Origin of the sequence: Alcaligenes sp. SMD-FA (assembly GCF_025960365.1) — a bacterium.
Taxonomy (GTDB): Bacteria; Pseudomonadota; Gammaproteobacteria; order Burkholderiales; family Burkholderiaceae_B; genus Alcaligenes; species Alcaligenes aquatilis.
This window is the reverse complement of the sequence record NZ_CP110108.1, coordinates 2,260,979-2,276,503: the sequence shown is the minus strand read 5'-3', so window position 1 is coordinate 2,276,503 and position 15,525 is coordinate 2,260,979. Positions and strand designations below refer to the sequence as shown.

Annotated in this window: 11 protein-coding genes; 8 read left to right on the top strand and 3 right to left on the bottom strand. The window is 54.6% G+C overall.

Features of this window, described 5'->3' with window-relative positions; genetic code table 11:
• Nucleotides 1–62: 62 nt before the first annotated feature.
• Nucleotides 63–1,121 (top strand): tRNA (adenosine(37)-N6)-threonylcarbamoyltransferase complex transferase subunit TsaD, encoded by a 1,059-nt coding sequence (gene tsaD / locus OKX01_RS10495; protein WP_094196893.1) that lies wholly within the window; start codon nt 63–65, stop codon nt 1,119–1,121.
• Between the two features lie 3 nt (nt 1,122–1,124).
• Here the strand turns inward: tsaD and plsY are convergent, their stop codons facing one another.
• Complete coding sequence (plsY, locus tag OKX01_RS10490) at nt 1,125–1,766, bottom strand: glycerol-3-phosphate 1-O-acyltransferase PlsY (RefSeq protein WP_094196892.1); 642 nt, start codon at nt 1,764–1,766, stop codon at nt 1,125–1,127.
• 114 nt (nt 1,767–1,880) lie between these two features.
• Here plsY and surE point away from each other — a divergent pair, with 114 nt between their 5' ends.
• The 4 genes from surE (at nt 1,881) to rlmD (ending at nt 5,898) form a co-directional block, all read left to right on the top strand.
• A complete protein-coding gene (surE, locus tag OKX01_RS10485) occupies nt 1,881–2,621 on the top strand; it encodes a 5'/3'-nucleotidase SurE (protein ID WP_094196891.1) in 741 nt (246 codons plus the stop codon).
• A complete protein-coding gene (locus tag OKX01_RS10480) occupies nt 2,618–3,442 on the top strand; it encodes a protein-L-isoaspartate(D-aspartate) O-methyltransferase (RefSeq protein WP_094196890.1) in 825 nt (274 codons plus the stop codon). The genes surE and OKX01_RS10480 overlap by 4 nt, the downstream gene beginning before the upstream one ends.
• A 23-nt stretch (nt 3,443–3,465) precedes the next feature.
• Nucleotides 3,466–4,290, top strand: coding sequence for a peptidoglycan DD-metalloendopeptidase family protein (locus OKX01_RS10475; protein ID WP_094196889.1), 825 nt, complete (start codon nt 3,466–3,468; stop codon nt 4,288–4,290).
• A 297-nt stretch (nt 4,291–4,587) separates the two neighbouring features.
• Complete coding sequence (gene rlmD, locus OKX01_RS10470) at nt 4,588–5,898, top strand: 23S rRNA (uracil(1939)-C(5))-methyltransferase RlmD (protein ID WP_230017960.1); 1,311 nt, start codon at nt 4,588–4,590, stop codon at nt 5,896–5,898.
• 329 nt (nt 5,899–6,227) lie between these two features.
• On the opposite strand, the gene OKX01_RS10465 is transcribed toward rlmD, so the two are convergent.
• Nucleotides 6,228–6,896 (bottom strand): TetR/AcrR family transcriptional regulator, encoded by a 669-nt coding sequence (locus tag OKX01_RS10465; protein ID WP_094196887.1) that lies wholly within the window; start codon nt 6,894–6,896, stop codon nt 6,228–6,230.
• A gap of 227 nt (nt 6,897–7,123) precedes the next feature.
• On the opposite strand from OKX01_RS10465, the gene OKX01_RS10460 reads away from it, so the two are divergent.
• The 3 genes from OKX01_RS10460 to OKX01_RS10450 all read left to right on the top strand — a co-directional run bounded on the left by OKX01_RS10460 (nt 7,124) and on the right by OKX01_RS10450 (nt 13,816).
• Complete coding sequence (locus OKX01_RS10460) at nt 7,124–8,536, top strand: NAD(P)/FAD-dependent oxidoreductase (RefSeq protein WP_234354309.1); 1,413 nt, start codon at nt 7,124–7,126, stop codon at nt 8,534–8,536.
• A gap of 154 nt (nt 8,537–8,690) precedes the next feature.
• Nucleotides 8,691–11,141 carry a penicillin G acylase gene (locus tag OKX01_RS10455; RefSeq protein WP_094196886.1) on the top strand — a complete coding sequence of 817 codons (2,451 nt, stop codon included), beginning with the start codon at nt 8,691–8,693 and terminating at the stop codon, nt 11,139–11,141.
• A gap of 404 nt (nt 11,142–11,545) precedes the next feature.
• Nucleotides 11,546–13,816: an AAA family ATPase gene (locus tag OKX01_RS10450; protein ID WP_094196885.1), complete on the top strand. Its 2,271-nt coding sequence runs from the start codon at nt 11,546–11,548 to the stop codon at nt 13,814–13,816.
• 267 nt (nt 13,817–14,083) lie between these two features.
• Here OKX01_RS10450 and argH read toward each other — a convergent pair whose 3' ends face one another.
• Nucleotides 14,084–15,505 carry an argininosuccinate lyase gene (gene argH, locus OKX01_RS10445; RefSeq protein ID WP_094196884.1) on the bottom strand — a complete coding sequence of 474 codons (1,422 nt, stop codon included), beginning with the start codon at nt 15,503–15,505 and terminating at the stop codon, nt 14,084–14,086.
• Nucleotides 15,506–15,525: the final 20 nt, after the last annotated feature.

The following is a 15,525-nucleotide window of genomic DNA, read 5'->3' as shown; positions in this document are numbered from 1 at the left end:
GCTGATTGTCTTGAGGGGATAAATTCCTATTTTCCCCAATACAGCAGGCTAAAATAAGTCCTATGAATATTCTTGGATTTGAAAGTTCCTGCGATGAAACCGGCGTGGCGCTGGTCAGCACGGAACAGGGCTTGTTGGCCCATGCCTTGCACAGCCAGATTGCCATGCACCGTGAATACGGTGGGGTGGTGCCTGAACTGGCCTCTCGCGATCATATCCGCCGTGTCCTGCCCTTGACACGTCAGGTGCTGGCTTCTTGCCATATGCAGCTCGATCAGGTCGATGCCATTGCCTATACCGCCGGTCCTGGCCTGGCCGGGGCCTTGCTGGTGGGAGCCAGCGTGGCGCAGTCGATTGCCTGGTCGCTGAAGAAACCGACCATTGCCATCCATCACCTGGAAGGCCATTTGCTCTCGCCTTTGTTGGCCGAGCCGCGTCCGGACTTTCCTTTTGTGGCTTTGCTGGTCTCGGGTGGTCATACCCAACTGATGCGCGTGGATGGCGTGGGTCAGTACGAATTGCTGGGTGAAACGCTGGACGATGCGGCGGGCGAAGCCTTTGATAAAAGCGCCAAGCTGATGGGCCTGGGCTATCCCGGCGGCCCGGCCCTGTCGCGTCTGGCTGAACAGGGAGACCCCAGCGTCTACGAGTTGCCGCGTCCCATGATGCATAGCAAGGATCTGGATTTCAGCTTTAGTGGTTTGAAAACTGCCGTGCTGACGCGCCTGCGCAAGCTGGAAGCGCAAGAGGGCGGGATGACTGAACAGCAACGCGCTGATCTGGCCGCCGCGACCGAGGCCGCGATTGTGGATGTGTTGGCCGCCAAGGCCGTCAAAGCCTTGAAGCAAACCGGCTTGAAACGTTTGGTGGTTGCCGGTGGTGTGGGTGCCAACCGCCACTTGCGGGCGTATCTACAAAAAGCCGTGGCGCGTTTGAAGGGCGAGGTGTTTTTTCCACCGCTGGAGTTCTGTACCGATAACGGTGCCATGATTGCTTTTGCGGCGGCCATGCGGGTCAAACACGGTTTGGCGACGTTAGATGATAGTCAGCATGGCTTTGCCATTCGGCCTCGCTGGGATCTGGCCTGTGTAAATCAGCCCGTCTCCCCGCCAGAGCGTTAGTATTTATTTTTTCTTGGAACCGATCTTGCTTTCTTTGCCTGTCAGCAGACGGCGAATGTTCTCTTGGTGACGCCACAGCAAGAAAGCACTGATCAGGACCAGGGCGGTGGCAATGGACGCATTCATGGGCCAGACCACCTTGGCACCGAGTAGGTAAAACAAGGGAGCGAACACGGCACTGATAATGGCGGCCAGTGAGGAGTAACGGCTGACATAGGCAATAATCAGCCAGGTGGCTGCGGTAGCCAGAGCCAGCCAGGGCAGCAGGGCCAGGATGACACCCAGCGCGGTTGCCACGCCTTTGCCGCCTTTGAAGCCCAGAAAGACCGGGTATAAGTGACCTAAAAAGGCAAAAAAGGCGCTGACGCCCAGTAACGTGGGTGCCCAGCCCCAGTTGCTGATGGCCTGTTGGGTCAGAAAGACAGCCAGCCAGCCTTTGAAGGCATCGCCCAACAAGGTCAGAATGGCTGCTTTTTTATTGCCGCTACGTAGTACATTAGTGGCTCCCGGATTTTTCGAACCAAAGGTGCGAGGGTCTTGCAAGCCCATGATCTTGCTGACGATTACGGCAAACGGCAAAGACCCCAGCAAGTAGGATAAAAGGGCGACAAGCGGTACAGCCACAGCAAAAGAAACGGCGTTCATGAGGATTGAGCTCCACAATTATTGTTGCGCGGATTCTACCGGCCTTGCAGCAAAATACCAAAGGCAGCGGGTACAATTTGCTGCCCCTGTTAGATTTTTAACGGAAAAGTAAGCATGCGTATTCTGGTCTCCAACGATGATGGCTATACAGCAGCCGGTATCGAGGCGTTGTATGAAGCTTTGCAAGGGCTGGGCGAGCTAACTGTCATTGCACCTGAGACCAATTGCAGTGGTGCCAGCAATTCCCTGACCTTGAATCGTCCCTTGTCGCTGCGCCAGGCCAGCAATGGTTTTTATTTTGTGAATGGTACACCGTCTGATTGTGTCCACGTGGCGCTGACCGGTTTGCTGGACTTCCGTCCCGATCTGATAGTGTCCGGTATCAATAATGGCGCCAATATGGGTGATGACACTTTGTATTCGGGCACGGTCGCTGCTGCGATGGAAGGCCATTTATTCGGCATTCCCGCGATTGCCTTTTCCCTGATCGAACGGGGCTGGAAAAACCTGGACAGCGCGGCGCGCGTGGCACGGGACTTGGTGCAGCGGTGTCAGAAGCAGCCACTGGCGGCCAATACCTTATTGAACGTGAACATTCCGTGCCTGCCGTATGAAGCCCTGACAGGTATGCAGGTGACGCGCTTGGGCAAGCGCCACCCCTCGGAGCCGGTGGTGAAAAGCCAGACTCCTTATGGCGAACCCGTCTACTGGATTGGTCGTGTAGGTGGCGTGTCCGATAGCGAGCAGGGAACGGATTTCGGAGCGATTGAAAGCGGTGCGGTGTCGATTACTCCCTTGCGGGCAGATCTGACGAATCACGATCAACTGGCTGGTTTGCGGGACTGGGTGCAATGACAAGCAAACCCGGCAAACGCTATCCCTTCGCGGATGGGACACGGAACCGGTTTGGCAAGTCCAGCCTGGGCAGTGGCTTGTCTGCCAGCAACAGCAATACGCGCATCGTGCAACGGGGTCAGTTACAACCGACACCGTCGGTCAATTTGTCACCGCAAGTGTCAACAAGTGTCAATCTGGGTTTGAACTCGGAACGCTCGCGTGGCATGATGATTGAGCGCTTACGCCGACAGGGAATTACCGATGAACGGGTGTTGGCCGCCATGCAGGTAGTGCCTCGCCATCAGTTTGTTGATCAAGGTTTGGCCAGTCGGGCCTATGAAGATGATGCCTTGCCCATTGGCTTTGCGCAGACCATCTCCCAGCCTTGGGTCGTGGCTCATATGATCAGTTTGGTGTGTGACCAGAAAATACCGAATAAAGTATTGGAAGTCGGCGCCGGGTGTGGTTATCAGGCCGCTGTTTTGGCACAATTGGTCAAAGAAGTGTACGCCGTGGAACGCATCAAAGGTTTGTGCGATATGGCCCGCGATCACATGCGTCAATTAGGTCTGTCGCAACGTGCTCGAATACTGTTTGGTGACGGAATGCAAGGTTATCCTGCGGCAGCCCCGTATGATGCTATTGTTGTGGCGGCAGCCGGTCCGGTCATTCCCAGAACCTTATTGGAACAATTAACATTGGGGGGGAGGCTGATCGCCCCTGAAGGTACGACACAACAGCGCCTGGTTTTGGTGGAACGCACCGGACAGGCTTCGTGGCGTCGTGAAGAACTTGATGCGGTTCGCTTCGTGCCGATGCGAGCCGGAACCCAGATTTAGTCAGATATTCTCAGGAGATTTTTATGCAGCATGCAGTCAGGTTACCGTTAACCGCTGCTTCCACCGGTACACAGTGGTTCTTGACGCCCCGTCAGTGCCTGGTGGCGGCTGTGGTCACCAGTACCCTGCTGGCTGGTTGTGCAAGCCGTAACGAGCGTGCCCCAGTCACCGACCTGAGTTCTTCTTCGGCGGCGGGCAGCGTCAGCAGTGCCACAGGTACCTATGTGGTACGTCCTGGCGATACGCTTTACAAAATCGCCCAGGCACACGGCATGGACGTGAACTCGCTGATCCAGTTGAACCAGATTACCGATCCTTCCATGCTGCGCGTGGGCCAAACCTTGCGTCTGGATGGCAATACCTCGATGGCGGCAGTCAACACTCGCCCAGCCGGTAGCGGTAGCACACAGACCTCGCCCGTCAGCCCGGCCACTCCGGTCAAGACTGAAACACCTGTGTCTGCGCCTCGCGCTAGCGACGCTGCCCTGATCGCCTGGGGTTGGCCTGCCAGTGGCAAGATCATCCAGGGCTTCAATGCCTCGACCAAGGGCATTGATATTGAAGGCAAGGTGGGTGATCCCGTGGTTGCCGCTGCGGATGGCAAGATCATGTATGCCGGTAATGGTGTACGTGGTTTAGGTTCGATGGTGTTGGTCGGTCATAGCAATGGTTTTATTACCGCTTATGCCCATAACAGTGTCTTGCACGTTAAAACGGGCCAGCAGGTGAAGAAGGGACAGCGTATTGCCGATCTGGGTCAATCTGACACCACCTCGCCACGGCTGCACTTCGAGATTCGTCGTTCCGGTACGCCGGTCAATCCGATCTCGTACCTGCCTACGCGATAAGCTCGGTATCTGGACTGACAAGAAAGCGGCTTTTGGCCGCTTTTTTTGTGTACTGTGTCTGGCGCCTGGGTGCTCTGAGGCTTTTAACGGAGATGGGCCCTGACGCTTGCCCGCGCTGTTTGCTGACCCTCCTGGGCATGGTGGGTTCACCCGCTGTGCTCAACCGCTCTTGCCGCATTCTGCTTGTTTTTACCCGCTGTGCGGAAGGCTCATTGTAAAATCAGCGATTCGCCATCATTTGCTGCAATGCAACTGCGCCATTTTGCTTGGCAGGACGCTTATTTAGGTTTTTATCGAATGTCTGACGTATTGTTAATTGAATCGCTGGATCTGGAAGGACGCGGCGTCGCCCATAAAGAGGGCAAAGTGGTGTTTGTGGAAGGTGCTTTGCCTGGCGAGGAAGTGCTGGCCGAGACGGTACGCTCCAAAGATTCATACGATAAAGCCCGTATGACGGCTTTGTTGAAAGCCTCGTCCCAGCGTGCCGAGCCTCCCTGTCCCAACTTTGGTGTCTGTGGTGGCTGTGCCATGCAGCACCTGGAGCCTTCGGCCCAGGTGGCGGTCAAACAGCGTGTGTTGGAAGACTCCCTGGGTCATATTGGCAAGGTCAAACCTGGCCGCGTCTTGGCGCCATTGCACGGTCCCTACTGGGGTTATCGTTATCGCGCCCGTTTCTCCATGCGCTATGTGCCTAAAAAAGGCGGAGTGCTGGTGGGTTTCCGTGAAAAGAATGGCCGCTACGTGGTGGACATGACGGAATGTCGTGTTTTACCTGCCAAGGTGTCCGCCTTGCTGGCGCCTTTGCGCACCTGTCTGGCAGGCCTGTCCCGACCGGATCGTTTGCCTCAGATCGAGCTGGCCATGGGCGACAAGATCACGACCTTGACCTTGCGTCATATGGAGCCATTGACGGGCGAAGATATTCAACGCCTGCAAGACTTCGGCCAGGAGCACGATATTAGCTGGTGGTTGCAGCCTAAAGGCCCTGAAACAGCGCACCCTTTGTTGCGTGAGGATGCGGACAAACTGGCGTACGCACTGCCTGAGTTTGATCTGCGCATGCCGTATCGCCCTACGGATTTTACGCAGGTGAACCACGACATTAACCGCAGCCTGATCTCGCGTGCCTTGACCTTGCTGGACGTCAAACCCGAGCACCGTGTGGCCGACTTGTTCTGTGGTCTGGGTAACTTCAGCCTGCCGTTGGCACGCCGCGCCGCCGAAGTGGTCGGGATTGAAGGCAGCAGCACCTTGACCGAACGTGCCGGTGAAGCGGCCTTGGCCCATGACCTGCAGGACAAGGCGAAATTTACTACCCTGAACCTGTTTGAAGTGGACGTGCAATGGCTACGTGACCTGGGGCATTTCGACCGCATGTTGATCGACCCGCCGCGCGATGGTGCCTTCGCTGTGGCCACCGCTTTGGCACAGTTGGAAAAGCACGAACGCCCCGAGCGTCTGGTTTACGTTTCCTGTAGTCCAGGTACGTTGGCGCGCGATGCCGGTGTACTGGTGCATCAAGGTGGCTATACGCTGGAATCAGCCGGTGTGGTGAATATGTTTCCGCACACGGCGCACGTGGAATCGATTGCGGTTTTTACGCGTTAAGCATACCTAAGCGGGCTGGATATAAAACGCCCCAAAGGTTGGATGAGTGTCCAACTTTTGGGGTGCAGTTCAGTTTGCGGGGCGTTTTGTTTTTCCTGGGTGGCTTTGTCAGCTCGTTAGGTCAAGGCGCCGTTGTTTTCAATGCCGATTACTTCGGCGGCATGACGTGCTAAAGGCCGGTTGGAATGTTGGTAAGGACCTGTGCTTGGCTTAATCTGATGGCCTGAACCGGCTCATGCTGTTGCCAATGCGATCTGCTCTTTGCCGCGATGCTTTAGATCTAGGCAGACCAGTCTGTTTTGTCTGCTGGACTCCGTCTGTTTCTGGCTTCACTGTCCTTGGGTAGGCGTCGCCGCTTTACCGGCATGGGCAATCAAGCCATCGTGTATCAGCTCCATCATCATTTTGAACACGTGATCGGGCTGCAGGTTGACAAAACGCGGCAGAATCTGGCGCAGCATAGGCACATCCTCAGCAGGCCATTGCTCCAGTTCGTTCAGTTCTTCTTCTGTGACCGGGCGGATAAGTCCACCGAGTTCGCCCTGAATCAGTCCATATAAAGCGGCGTACCAGCCCACACAGGCGGCGGGGATTTCGGCATCGCTCAAACCTGCGTCGCGCAAGGCCCGGTACACCTGTTCAAGCACCCGATAGTCAGCCTTGCCGGTATTCAGAAATCGCTGCATCTGCCTGAACGTCTGCGGGTGGTTTAAGGCCAATTCGCGGTATTGTCGGGCTAGCTCATAGAGGCGTTCCGCCCACGCGAGCTCTGTATCCACAGCTTGAATGCGACTTGTCAAATAATCAGCCATCGCGCGCAGCAAACCTTCTTTGGACTTGAAGTGGTAGAGCACGGCCATTGGATCGCAGCCGACGCGCTCGCCCAGTTTGCGTAAAGAAAAGCCGCTGTCTCCGGCTTCTTCCATCAAGGTGACGGCAGCGATGGCCAGCTCGTCCTTATTCAATTTGCGGGTACGCGTGGAGGGTGCTTGTGCCAATAGAGTTCCTTTGTCGAAGCGGAGATAAAAAGGGTTGATTTGCCAAGTTTAACTCTACAGAGTAGAATAAATTAATTCTACAGCGTAGAAGAAGATCGTTCCATTCCGTTTTTGCAACGGGGTGTTGATAACGAGACAGAACGGAACGCCGCGTTGACGGGGCGTCACCGGAGCATTCCGCTCTGTGATCCAGGCGGCCAAAGGGCCGTAACAGACACAGGACATTTATGCTGATTTCTAAACCCACACTTTTAAACGATGTCTCTAGCGCAGAGAGCTTGCTGGTCAGTAATCCCCGATTGTGGAACTGGCGCAAAGATCATCTGAACGACGCCGTCGCGCCCGCGACGTATTACGAAGCATCGCTTGCCCCCTGGACCCGCTTTGATCCTCTGCAAGCCGACACGCAATGTGATGTGCTGGTGGTAGGCGGTGGCCTGTTAGGTGCCTCGACCGCCTTGCATTTGGCCCGCTCCGGCCTGGATGTGGTGCTGGTGGAAAAAGACAGTATTGGCTCTGCCGCCTCAGGTCGAAATGGTGGCCAGTTAACTCCCGGTTTGGCCCGTTGGGAAGCGGCAGATATGATTGCCCATCTGCCTTTGGATGAAGCCCGCCGCTTGTGGCGCTTTGCCTCGCATGAAGCGATGGATTTGCTCGATCAGATTGCTCAGGATTACGAACTGGATTTTGATCGTCGTCGTGGCCATTTGACGGCTGCGGTTCATGCAGGCCATATGGGCGCTCTGGTGGAGGGGGCGGATGCCCGCCGCTACCTGGGCGATACCAGTGTGGAGATTGTGGGTAGCTACGAACTGGAACAGGAAATCCGTTCACCGCTGTATCACGGTGCCGTGGTGGATACTCTGGGCGGACAACTGCATCCCTTGGCGCTGTTGCGGGGGCTGGTGTATGGCCTGGTTCAGCATGGTGGTCGGGTTTATGAAGGCAGTCCGGTCGAGGAGATCGAGCAGACAGAAAAGGGTGCCTTGGCGGTCACTGCCGGTGGCACGATTCTGGCGCGTCAGGCCTTGGTGCTGGCCGTCCATGACACGACCTCGCAGTTCTTGCCTACGCAGTCCAATACCACCGTCCCGTTCTATACCTACGTGGGCGTGACTGAACCCCTTGAGTGCCCGGTCAGCGAGCTGCTGCCAACGGACCGTGCGGTGTACGACACCCAATTCCAGATCGACTATTACCGTGCCGTGCGTCAAAACCGCTTGCTGTTTGGCGGGCAGGGTACGGGCACCAGTTGGTCCCCTGAACGTATCAATGATTATTTGCTGGATCGTATCCAAACGGTATTCCCACAGCTGGAGCAGGTGCAGCTGGAGTTTTCCTGGAGCGGGATCAGTGACTTCACCCTGAACGGGGCGACCGACTCGCGCAAAACCGAGGATGCGGTGCCCGTCTACATGGTGCATGGCTGGAGTGGCCACGGCGTGGCGCAAACCGTGCGTATTGGTAAAGCCATTAGTGACGACGTCATGGGTCGCAACGAGGACTTTGCCATGTTGACGGATATTACCCACCGCAGCATTCCGTTGGGCCATCAGTTATCGGGTCTGGCGATCCCTGTGGTCAAAGCCGCCATTGGCATGATGAGTGCGGTGAACCCCGGCCGCCTGGTGTCTTTCTAAGTACGTTTTCAAGTCCTTGTTTAGCGGCGCTGACTAGGGCAAGCCCTCACTTGTTTTCGATCCTGATTGCTTTACATTGTGATTTCCTATTTGTATTGGCTTCAATATTTTAGGTTCATAAGAATTATCAGTATCATAAAAATGAGGGACAGATATGCAGAAAGGGCTTGTTCGTACAGGGGTTGCGGCCGCTGGTTTGATTTTGGGTTTGGCGTGGGCACCGGCTCATGCGCAAGTGCAGTTGGTAGAGGTGATGCGCGACAGCTATGGTGTGCCGCATGTCTTTGCCGACAGCCACTATGGCTTGTATTACGGCTATGGTTATGCGGTCGCCCAAGACCGTCTGTTCCAGATGGACATGGCGCGTCGCTCCTTTGTAGGTACAACCGCTGCCGTCCTAGGCCCTGGCGAGCAGGATGTTTACGTCAAGTACGACATGCAGGTCAGGCAGAATTTCACACCCGCTTCCATACAGCGGCAAATCGCTGCCTTGTCCAAAGATGAGCGCGACATTTTCCGTGGCTATGCTGATGGCTATAACGCCTATCTGGAGCAGGTGCGACGACGTCCCGAGCTGCTGCCCAAAGAATATGTAGACTTTGATTTCCAGCCCGAGCCGCTGACGGATTTTGACGTGGTCATGATTTGGGTCGGGTCTATGGCTAATCGCTTCTCCGACACGAATCTGGAAGTGACGGCGCTGGCCATGCGTCAGTCTTTGGAAAAAGAGCACGGCCCGGAACGTGGCCGTGCTTTATTTGATGAGCTGCTGTGGATCAATGACACAACAGCTCCTACCACGGTTCCGGCTCCCGCTGCCGAGCACAAGCCACAGGCGCAAGCAGGGACGCGGAATCTGGCTCATGTTTCCTCGCAAGTGCTGGCTGCCGAGCTGGAACGTCAGGACAAGCACTGGGGTGGTCGTGGCCCGGACTTTGCGCCCAAGGCCAGCAATTTGTGGAGCACTCGCCCCGAGCGCGTTCAGGATGGGTCTACCGTGCTGATCAATGGCCCGCAGTTTGGCTGGTACAACCCGGCTTATACCTACGGCATCGGCTTGCACGGCGCGGGCTTTGATGTGGTGGGCAACACGCCTTTTGCTTATCCAATTGTTCTGTTTGGCACCAATAGCGAGATTGCCTGGGGGGCGACTGCCGGTCCTCAGGACGTGGTGGATATGTACCAGGAGAGGCTGAATCCGGCGCGTGCCGATCAGTACTGGTTCAACAATGCCTGGCGCACGATGGAGCAGCGCAAGGAGCGCATCCAGGTGCGTGGTCAGGCTGATCGTGAAATGACGATCTGGCGCACCGTACACGGCCCAGTGATGCAGTTTGATTACGATCAGGGCACGGCTTACAGCAAGAAACGCAGTTGGGATGGTTATGAGGTGCAGTCCTTGCTGGCCTGGTTGAACGTGGCCAAGGCCCGCAACTGGACGGAGTTTCTTGATCAAGCCAGTAAGATGGCGATTTCCATTAACTGGTACTACGCCGACAAGCACGGCAATATTGGCTATGTCTCGCCGGCCTTCCTGCCCCAGCGTCCTGCCGATCAGGACATCCGCGTGCCTGCTAAAGGGGACGGCAGCATGGAGTGGCTGGGCATCAAGAGTTTTGACGCGATTCCCAAAGCCTACAATCCACCCCAGGGCTATCTGGTCAACTGGAACAACAAACCTGCGCCGGACAAGACCAACACGGATACGTACTACTGGACTTACGGCGATCGCATGAACGAGCTGGTCAGCCAATATCAGCAGAAAGACGTATTCAGCGTGCAGGAGATCTGGACGTTCAACAAGAAGGCGTCCTATAGCGATGTGAACTGGCGCTACTTCCGTCCACATCTGGAAAAATTGGCGCAAAGTCTACCTGCCAATGATGGTAGTCAGGCGGCGTTGACGACCTTGTTGGCCTGGGATGGCATGGAACACGATCAAGCCGGGCAAAATACCGGACCGGCACGGGTGTTGTTCAAAACCTGGCTGGAAGAAATGTACAAGCAGGTTCTGATGCCGGTGGTGCCCGAGTCCCATCGCACCATGTACAGCCAGGCAGGTTTTGCCACACAGCAAGGTCCCAATCCTGGTTCCATCAACTTGAGCATGGGCACCAAGGTACTGTTGCGTGCCTTGGCCCTGGAAGCCAATCCTGATCCCAAGCGTGTGAATGTTTTTGGTGAGCGCTCGTCTCCAGAAATCATGCACACGGCTTTGCAAAATGCGCAGGCCCGCTTGAGCCAGGAGCAGGGCGCTCAGATGGAGCGCTGGACCATGCCGACCTCGGTGCACCGCTTCAGTGACAAGAATTTCACAGGCACCCCGCAGACAACGTTGGGCAATACCTTTGCCTTTACCGGCTATCAGAACCGTGGCACGGAAAACAACCGTGTGGTGTTTGATACCCAGGGCGTGGAGTTCTGCGATGCCATGCCACCCGGCCAAAGCGGTTTCACCGACCGTAATGGTGTGCGTAGCCCGCATTACGAGGATCAGTTGAAGTTGTACGAGAACTTCGAGTGCAAGACCATGGATGTGACGCATGCGGACATTCGTCGTAATGCGCAAAGCAGCACGATGCTGTTGATTCAGCCTCAGCCTTAACGTTGAGTGCGGCACCTGCACTTTGAGGCGGTGCCGCTTCTTCGATCCTTGCTGGAGGATTTGGCAGGCCAGGAGGTGTAGCTAGTAAAGGTAGCTTGCCAGTATCAGCAGCGAAGCTGAGTACGAAGTCTACGCTGCAAATCCGGGCAGGCAGGATTGGAAGTAAGTCGAAGCGGTATAAATATGTTGACTCAGGGTGATCTAACAGAAGCTGGCAGATCTATCGGGCAGAAAACGACCCTTTGAGGTCGTTCGTTACCACGAGTTGAGTGGCCTGAAAGCAGTTCTTCACCCTTGAAAACCGCTATGTCTGCTTGCACAATGACGGTCAATCCCAACGCAGGTAGAATCGAATCCAGCAGCAAAGGCATCACGAAGAATATTTCTATCTAAGGGAGACTTAAATGCTGAGAAGCATAGAGCGGATCAAAAAGCTTGGCGTCTATCAGACATACACCAAGCCGGCAGGCACTAAAGAGTTTGCCTCAAAGAACCTGATCTATGGTTGGAACTATTCTGGAAAGACCACTCTCTCTAGGCTCTTTGCCAAGCTCGAAGCAAAGTCACCTCACCCGGATTTCAAAGACTGCGAGTTCACTTTTAATGGCGGCACAGATGCCATCACAGAAAGGAATTTCCATGAGTCCGTCATACCCGTTCGCGTCTTTAATTCAGATTTCGTAAGAAACAACCTGTCCTTTGACTCTGGGAACTGCAATGCAATTCTCCTGCTAGGCAAGGAATCTGAAGAGGCTCAAAGAAGGATCAACCAGTGCAACGAAAGGGTTAAGGCAGCGAAGGAATGCAGCCGAGGGCTCAAAAAAAAATGTGATGAGCACACCGAGGCTATCAGAGAAGCAAAACGAGTGTTTGCTCAAAATATCCGGCTAAGCCTCAAGGTCGATCCCTACAATGCGGGACATCTTGACAATGACATCCTAGCCATTGGTCTCCTAGATGAATCTCAACTGTTGTCAGAGAAGGATTTGGTGGATGCCATTGATTTGGCTCTCACGCCAGATTCAAAAAAGCCTTTGGAAGTCTCTCAGGTTCACAGCGCCCCATCTATTAAGAAGCTTCACGAAGAAGCAAATAGCCTGCTCTCAACCACACCAACGTTCTCAAACACGCTAAAGCACCTAGAAGAAAATCCAGCTATTGAGCGATGGATTGAGGACGGCCTTGGGCTGCATGCTGAGCCAGGTACTTGCGAGTTCTGCGGTAACACAGTTACGCAGGATCGGCTCGATGCTTTTCGATCCCACTTCTCTAAAGATCTAGCTGAGCACAAGAACAAGGTGCAAGATCTTCAACGACGTGTTGAGGCTGCGGCAATCAATATTGAACTCCCCAAACCTGCTGAGCTGAATCCACAGTTCAAGGATGCCTATATCGAAGCCTGCAAACCGCTCGAAGAAAAGGTCAGGGCATTCAATTCAGCTCTGAGCACACTAGTCGAAGAGGTGAAAAGCAAGGTGGAGTTCCCAAGGAAATCTATTCAGCCTGCCCCGATCTCTGAGGATATTGAATCAGGCATCAGCAATACCCTCGCTGCTATCAATGTGGTGATCATGGCGAATAACGCTCTTGCTGCCAACTTTGTCCACGCTCGAAAGGATGCACTGAAGAAGGCGAAAAATCACTTTGTTCAAGAGGCGTCCGACAAACTGGAGGCAGAAGGCCGCGAAAGAAAAAAGAAGATCATCATAGCAAGAATGGACCGCCTTCAAACCTTCGTGCAAAGGCTTCAATCGGAGTCTGAGAAGCTGCAAGCAGAAATAAGCCATGCACAACGGGGCCGAGAGCAGATAAATGAACGGCTTGCTTCGATGCTTGGAAGTCAGGCCATTCAGATCGAGGTCACCAAAGATGCGAGTAACCAAGAGCGCTTCCAGCTTGTCAGAAAAAATGGAGGAGTCGCCAAGAATCTTAGTGATGGTGAGAGGACGGCCGTTGCCTTCTCTTATTTCCTAACCAAGCTCAAGGAGCTTAAGGAAGATGAGTTCAAAGAAACTATTGTTTACATTGACGACCCGATCTCAAGCCTCGATAGCAATCACATTTTTCAGGTGACCGCAGCCATAAACGATCTGTTCTTCACGAAGGTAAGGCAAACGAATGGAAGTGAGGCGTGGAAGACGGCGTGCAAGCAGCTCTTCATTTCTACTCACAATTTTGAGTTCTTCAATTTGATGCGAGAGCTAAAGCCAGATAGCAACAGCGAGGCCAGACTATACATCGTAAAACGCATCAGCGAGAACTTATCAGAGTTGCGAGACATGCCTGCATCTTTGGCACGCTATGGCTCAGAGTATCAATTCCTGTTCGATCAGATTTACAAGTTCCACACATCTGCCGACAAGATCGGACATGAGCATCTGCTTATTCTTCCGAATGCATTAAGGCGATTTGTTGAACTCTACACATTCGCACGAATCCCAAGTACGCAGAGAGAGACTGTAGATCAGCGAGCAGCTGAGCTATTCGGCAAAGAGCGGGCTAAATCCATTCTCAAGTTCTTGCACACGTTTAGCCATGGAAACACGATTGAGCGAATTGTGGGGAATAATGAATTAATTTTTCTTCTGGAGGAAACCGTCAAAGCAGTTTTTGAGGAAATCCAGCAGGAAGACAAACGACACTGGAACGCCCTAATTGCCTCAACGACGAACTAGCCGCCCATGCGGCAGGTGCTGATTCAGCATCTAATCTCGAGTCTGGTTCATCTGGTGAGCTGCAGCGTTCCTACCTAAAGCACACTTGAATTTTGAATCACTCCGAAGCGGCTGCTCCCGAAGGGCCATTCTTGGCCAAAAGCAGCAGTTCCAGTCCCAACCCTAACGCAACTGACAGAACACGTCAGATCAAATCTGAGTCAATGCCAAAAAAAAAGCCGCTCCTGTTTCAGGAGCGGCTTTTTCTACTTCCAGCCGAAGCTCTTATCAGCCTGGAATACGATCCAGAATACGCTGTGCCTCGATACGCACACGCTCGGGGGCGGTGCCGCCGATGTGTTTGCGCGAAGCAACCGAGCCTTCCAAGGTCAACACGCCAAAAATATCCGATTCAATACGGCTATCGAATTTCTGCAGTTGCTCCAGGTTCAGATCAGCCAGATCGCAACCCAGTTGCTCGCACTCGCGCACGGCCAAGGCCACAGTTTCGTGGGCATCACGGAAAGGCAGGCCTTTCTTGACCAGGTAATCAGCCAGATCAGTAGCGGTAGCAAAGCCTTGCAAGGCAGCAGCACGCATGGCTTCAGGCTTGACCTTGATGCCGGAGATCAGGTCGACAAAAATGGTCAGGGTGTCGCGAATGGTATCAGCCGAATCAAACAGACCTTCCTTGTCTTCCTGGTTGTCCTTGTTGTAGGCCAGGGGTTGGCCTTTCATCAAAGTCAGCAGGGCAATTAGGTGACCATTGACGCGACCGGTCTTGCCACGGGCTAGTTCGGGAACGTCGGGGTTTTTCTTTTGCGGCATGATGGAACTGCCGGTGCAAAAGCGGTCAGCCAGATCAATAAAGCCCACGCGGGGGCTCATCCACAGCACCAGCTCCTCGGAGAAGCGGGAGATGTGCGTCATGATCAGGGCGGCAGCGGCGCAGAATTCGATGGCGAAGTCGCGATCCGACACGGCATCCAGCGAGTTGCGGCACACATCGTCAAAGTTCAGCAGCTTGGCAACCATTTCGCGGTCGATGGGGTAGCTGGTACCGGCCAGAGCGGCAGCGCCCAAAGGCAGGCGGTTCACGCGTTTGCGGCAGTCTTGCAGACGCTCGGCGTCGCGCTGGAACATTTCAGCGTAAGCCAGCAAATGGTGGCCAAAAGTAACGGGCTGTGCCACTTGCAGGTGAGTAAAGCCAGGCAAAATAGTGTCTGCCTGAGCCAGCGCCAATTCAGCCAGCTTGCGCTGCATCTGGGCCAGCAGGTCCAGGGCAATGTCGATTTCATTGCGCAGCCACAGGCGGATATCGGTGGCGACCTGGTCATTGCGCGAACGGCCAGTGTGCAGGCGCTTGCCCGCATCGCCAATCAGCTCGACCAGACGTTTTTCAATGTTTAGGTGTACGTCTTCCAGGTCCAGCAACCACTGGAACTGGCCTTGGGCGATTTCGTCCAGAATCTGGCTCATGCCGCGCTCAATGTCGGCCTTGTCCTGCTCGGTGATCACACCGACGGCAGCCAGCATGCTGGCGTGGGCCAAGGAACCCTGAATATCAAAGCGGGCCATGCGCTTGTCAAAGTCCACCGACGCTGTGTAGCGTTTGACGAGGTCAGAGACGGGCTCGGAAAAACGAGCCGACCAGGCCATGGCCTTATTGGCGAACTGGTCTTGGGAAGAGGGGGGGGTGTTTGTTGACATAGAGGGTGATTATAGTGGAT

Bases quoted from the DNA above. Each gene is read 5' to 3' on its own strand.
- tsaD (WP_094196893.1), top strand. From the start codon at position 63: ATGAATATTCTTGGATTTGAAAGTTCCTGCGATGAAACCGGCGTGGCG.
- plsY (WP_094196892.1), bottom strand. From the start codon at position 1,766: ATGAACGCCGTTTCTTTTGCTGTGGCTGTACCGCTTGTCGCCCTTTTA.
- surE (WP_094196891.1), top strand. From the start codon at position 1,881: ATGCGTATTCTGGTCTCCAACGATGATGGCTATACAGCAGCCGGTATC.
- OKX01_RS10480 (WP_094196890.1), top strand. From the start codon at position 2,618: ATGACAAGCAAACCCGGCAAACGCTATCCCTTCGCGGATGGGACACGG.
- OKX01_RS10475 (WP_094196889.1), top strand. From the start codon at position 3,466: ATGCAGCATGCAGTCAGGTTACCGTTAACCGCTGCTTCCACCGGTACA.
- rlmD (WP_230017960.1), top strand. From the start codon at position 4,588: ATGTCTGACGTATTGTTAATTGAATCGCTGGATCTGGAAGGACGCGGC.
- OKX01_RS10460 (WP_234354309.1), top strand. From the start codon at position 7,124: ATGCTGATTTCTAAACCCACACTTTTAAACGATGTCTCTAGCGCAGAG.
- OKX01_RS10455 (WP_094196886.1), top strand. From the start codon at position 8,691: ATGCAGAAAGGGCTTGTTCGTACAGGGGTTGCGGCCGCTGGTTTGATT.
- OKX01_RS10450 (WP_094196885.1), top strand. From the start codon at position 11,546: ATGCTGAGAAGCATAGAGCGGATCAAAAAGCTTGGCGTCTATCAGACA.
- argH (WP_094196884.1), bottom strand. From the start codon at position 15,505: ATGTCAACAAACACCCCCCCCTCTTCCCAAGACCAGTTCGCCAATAAG.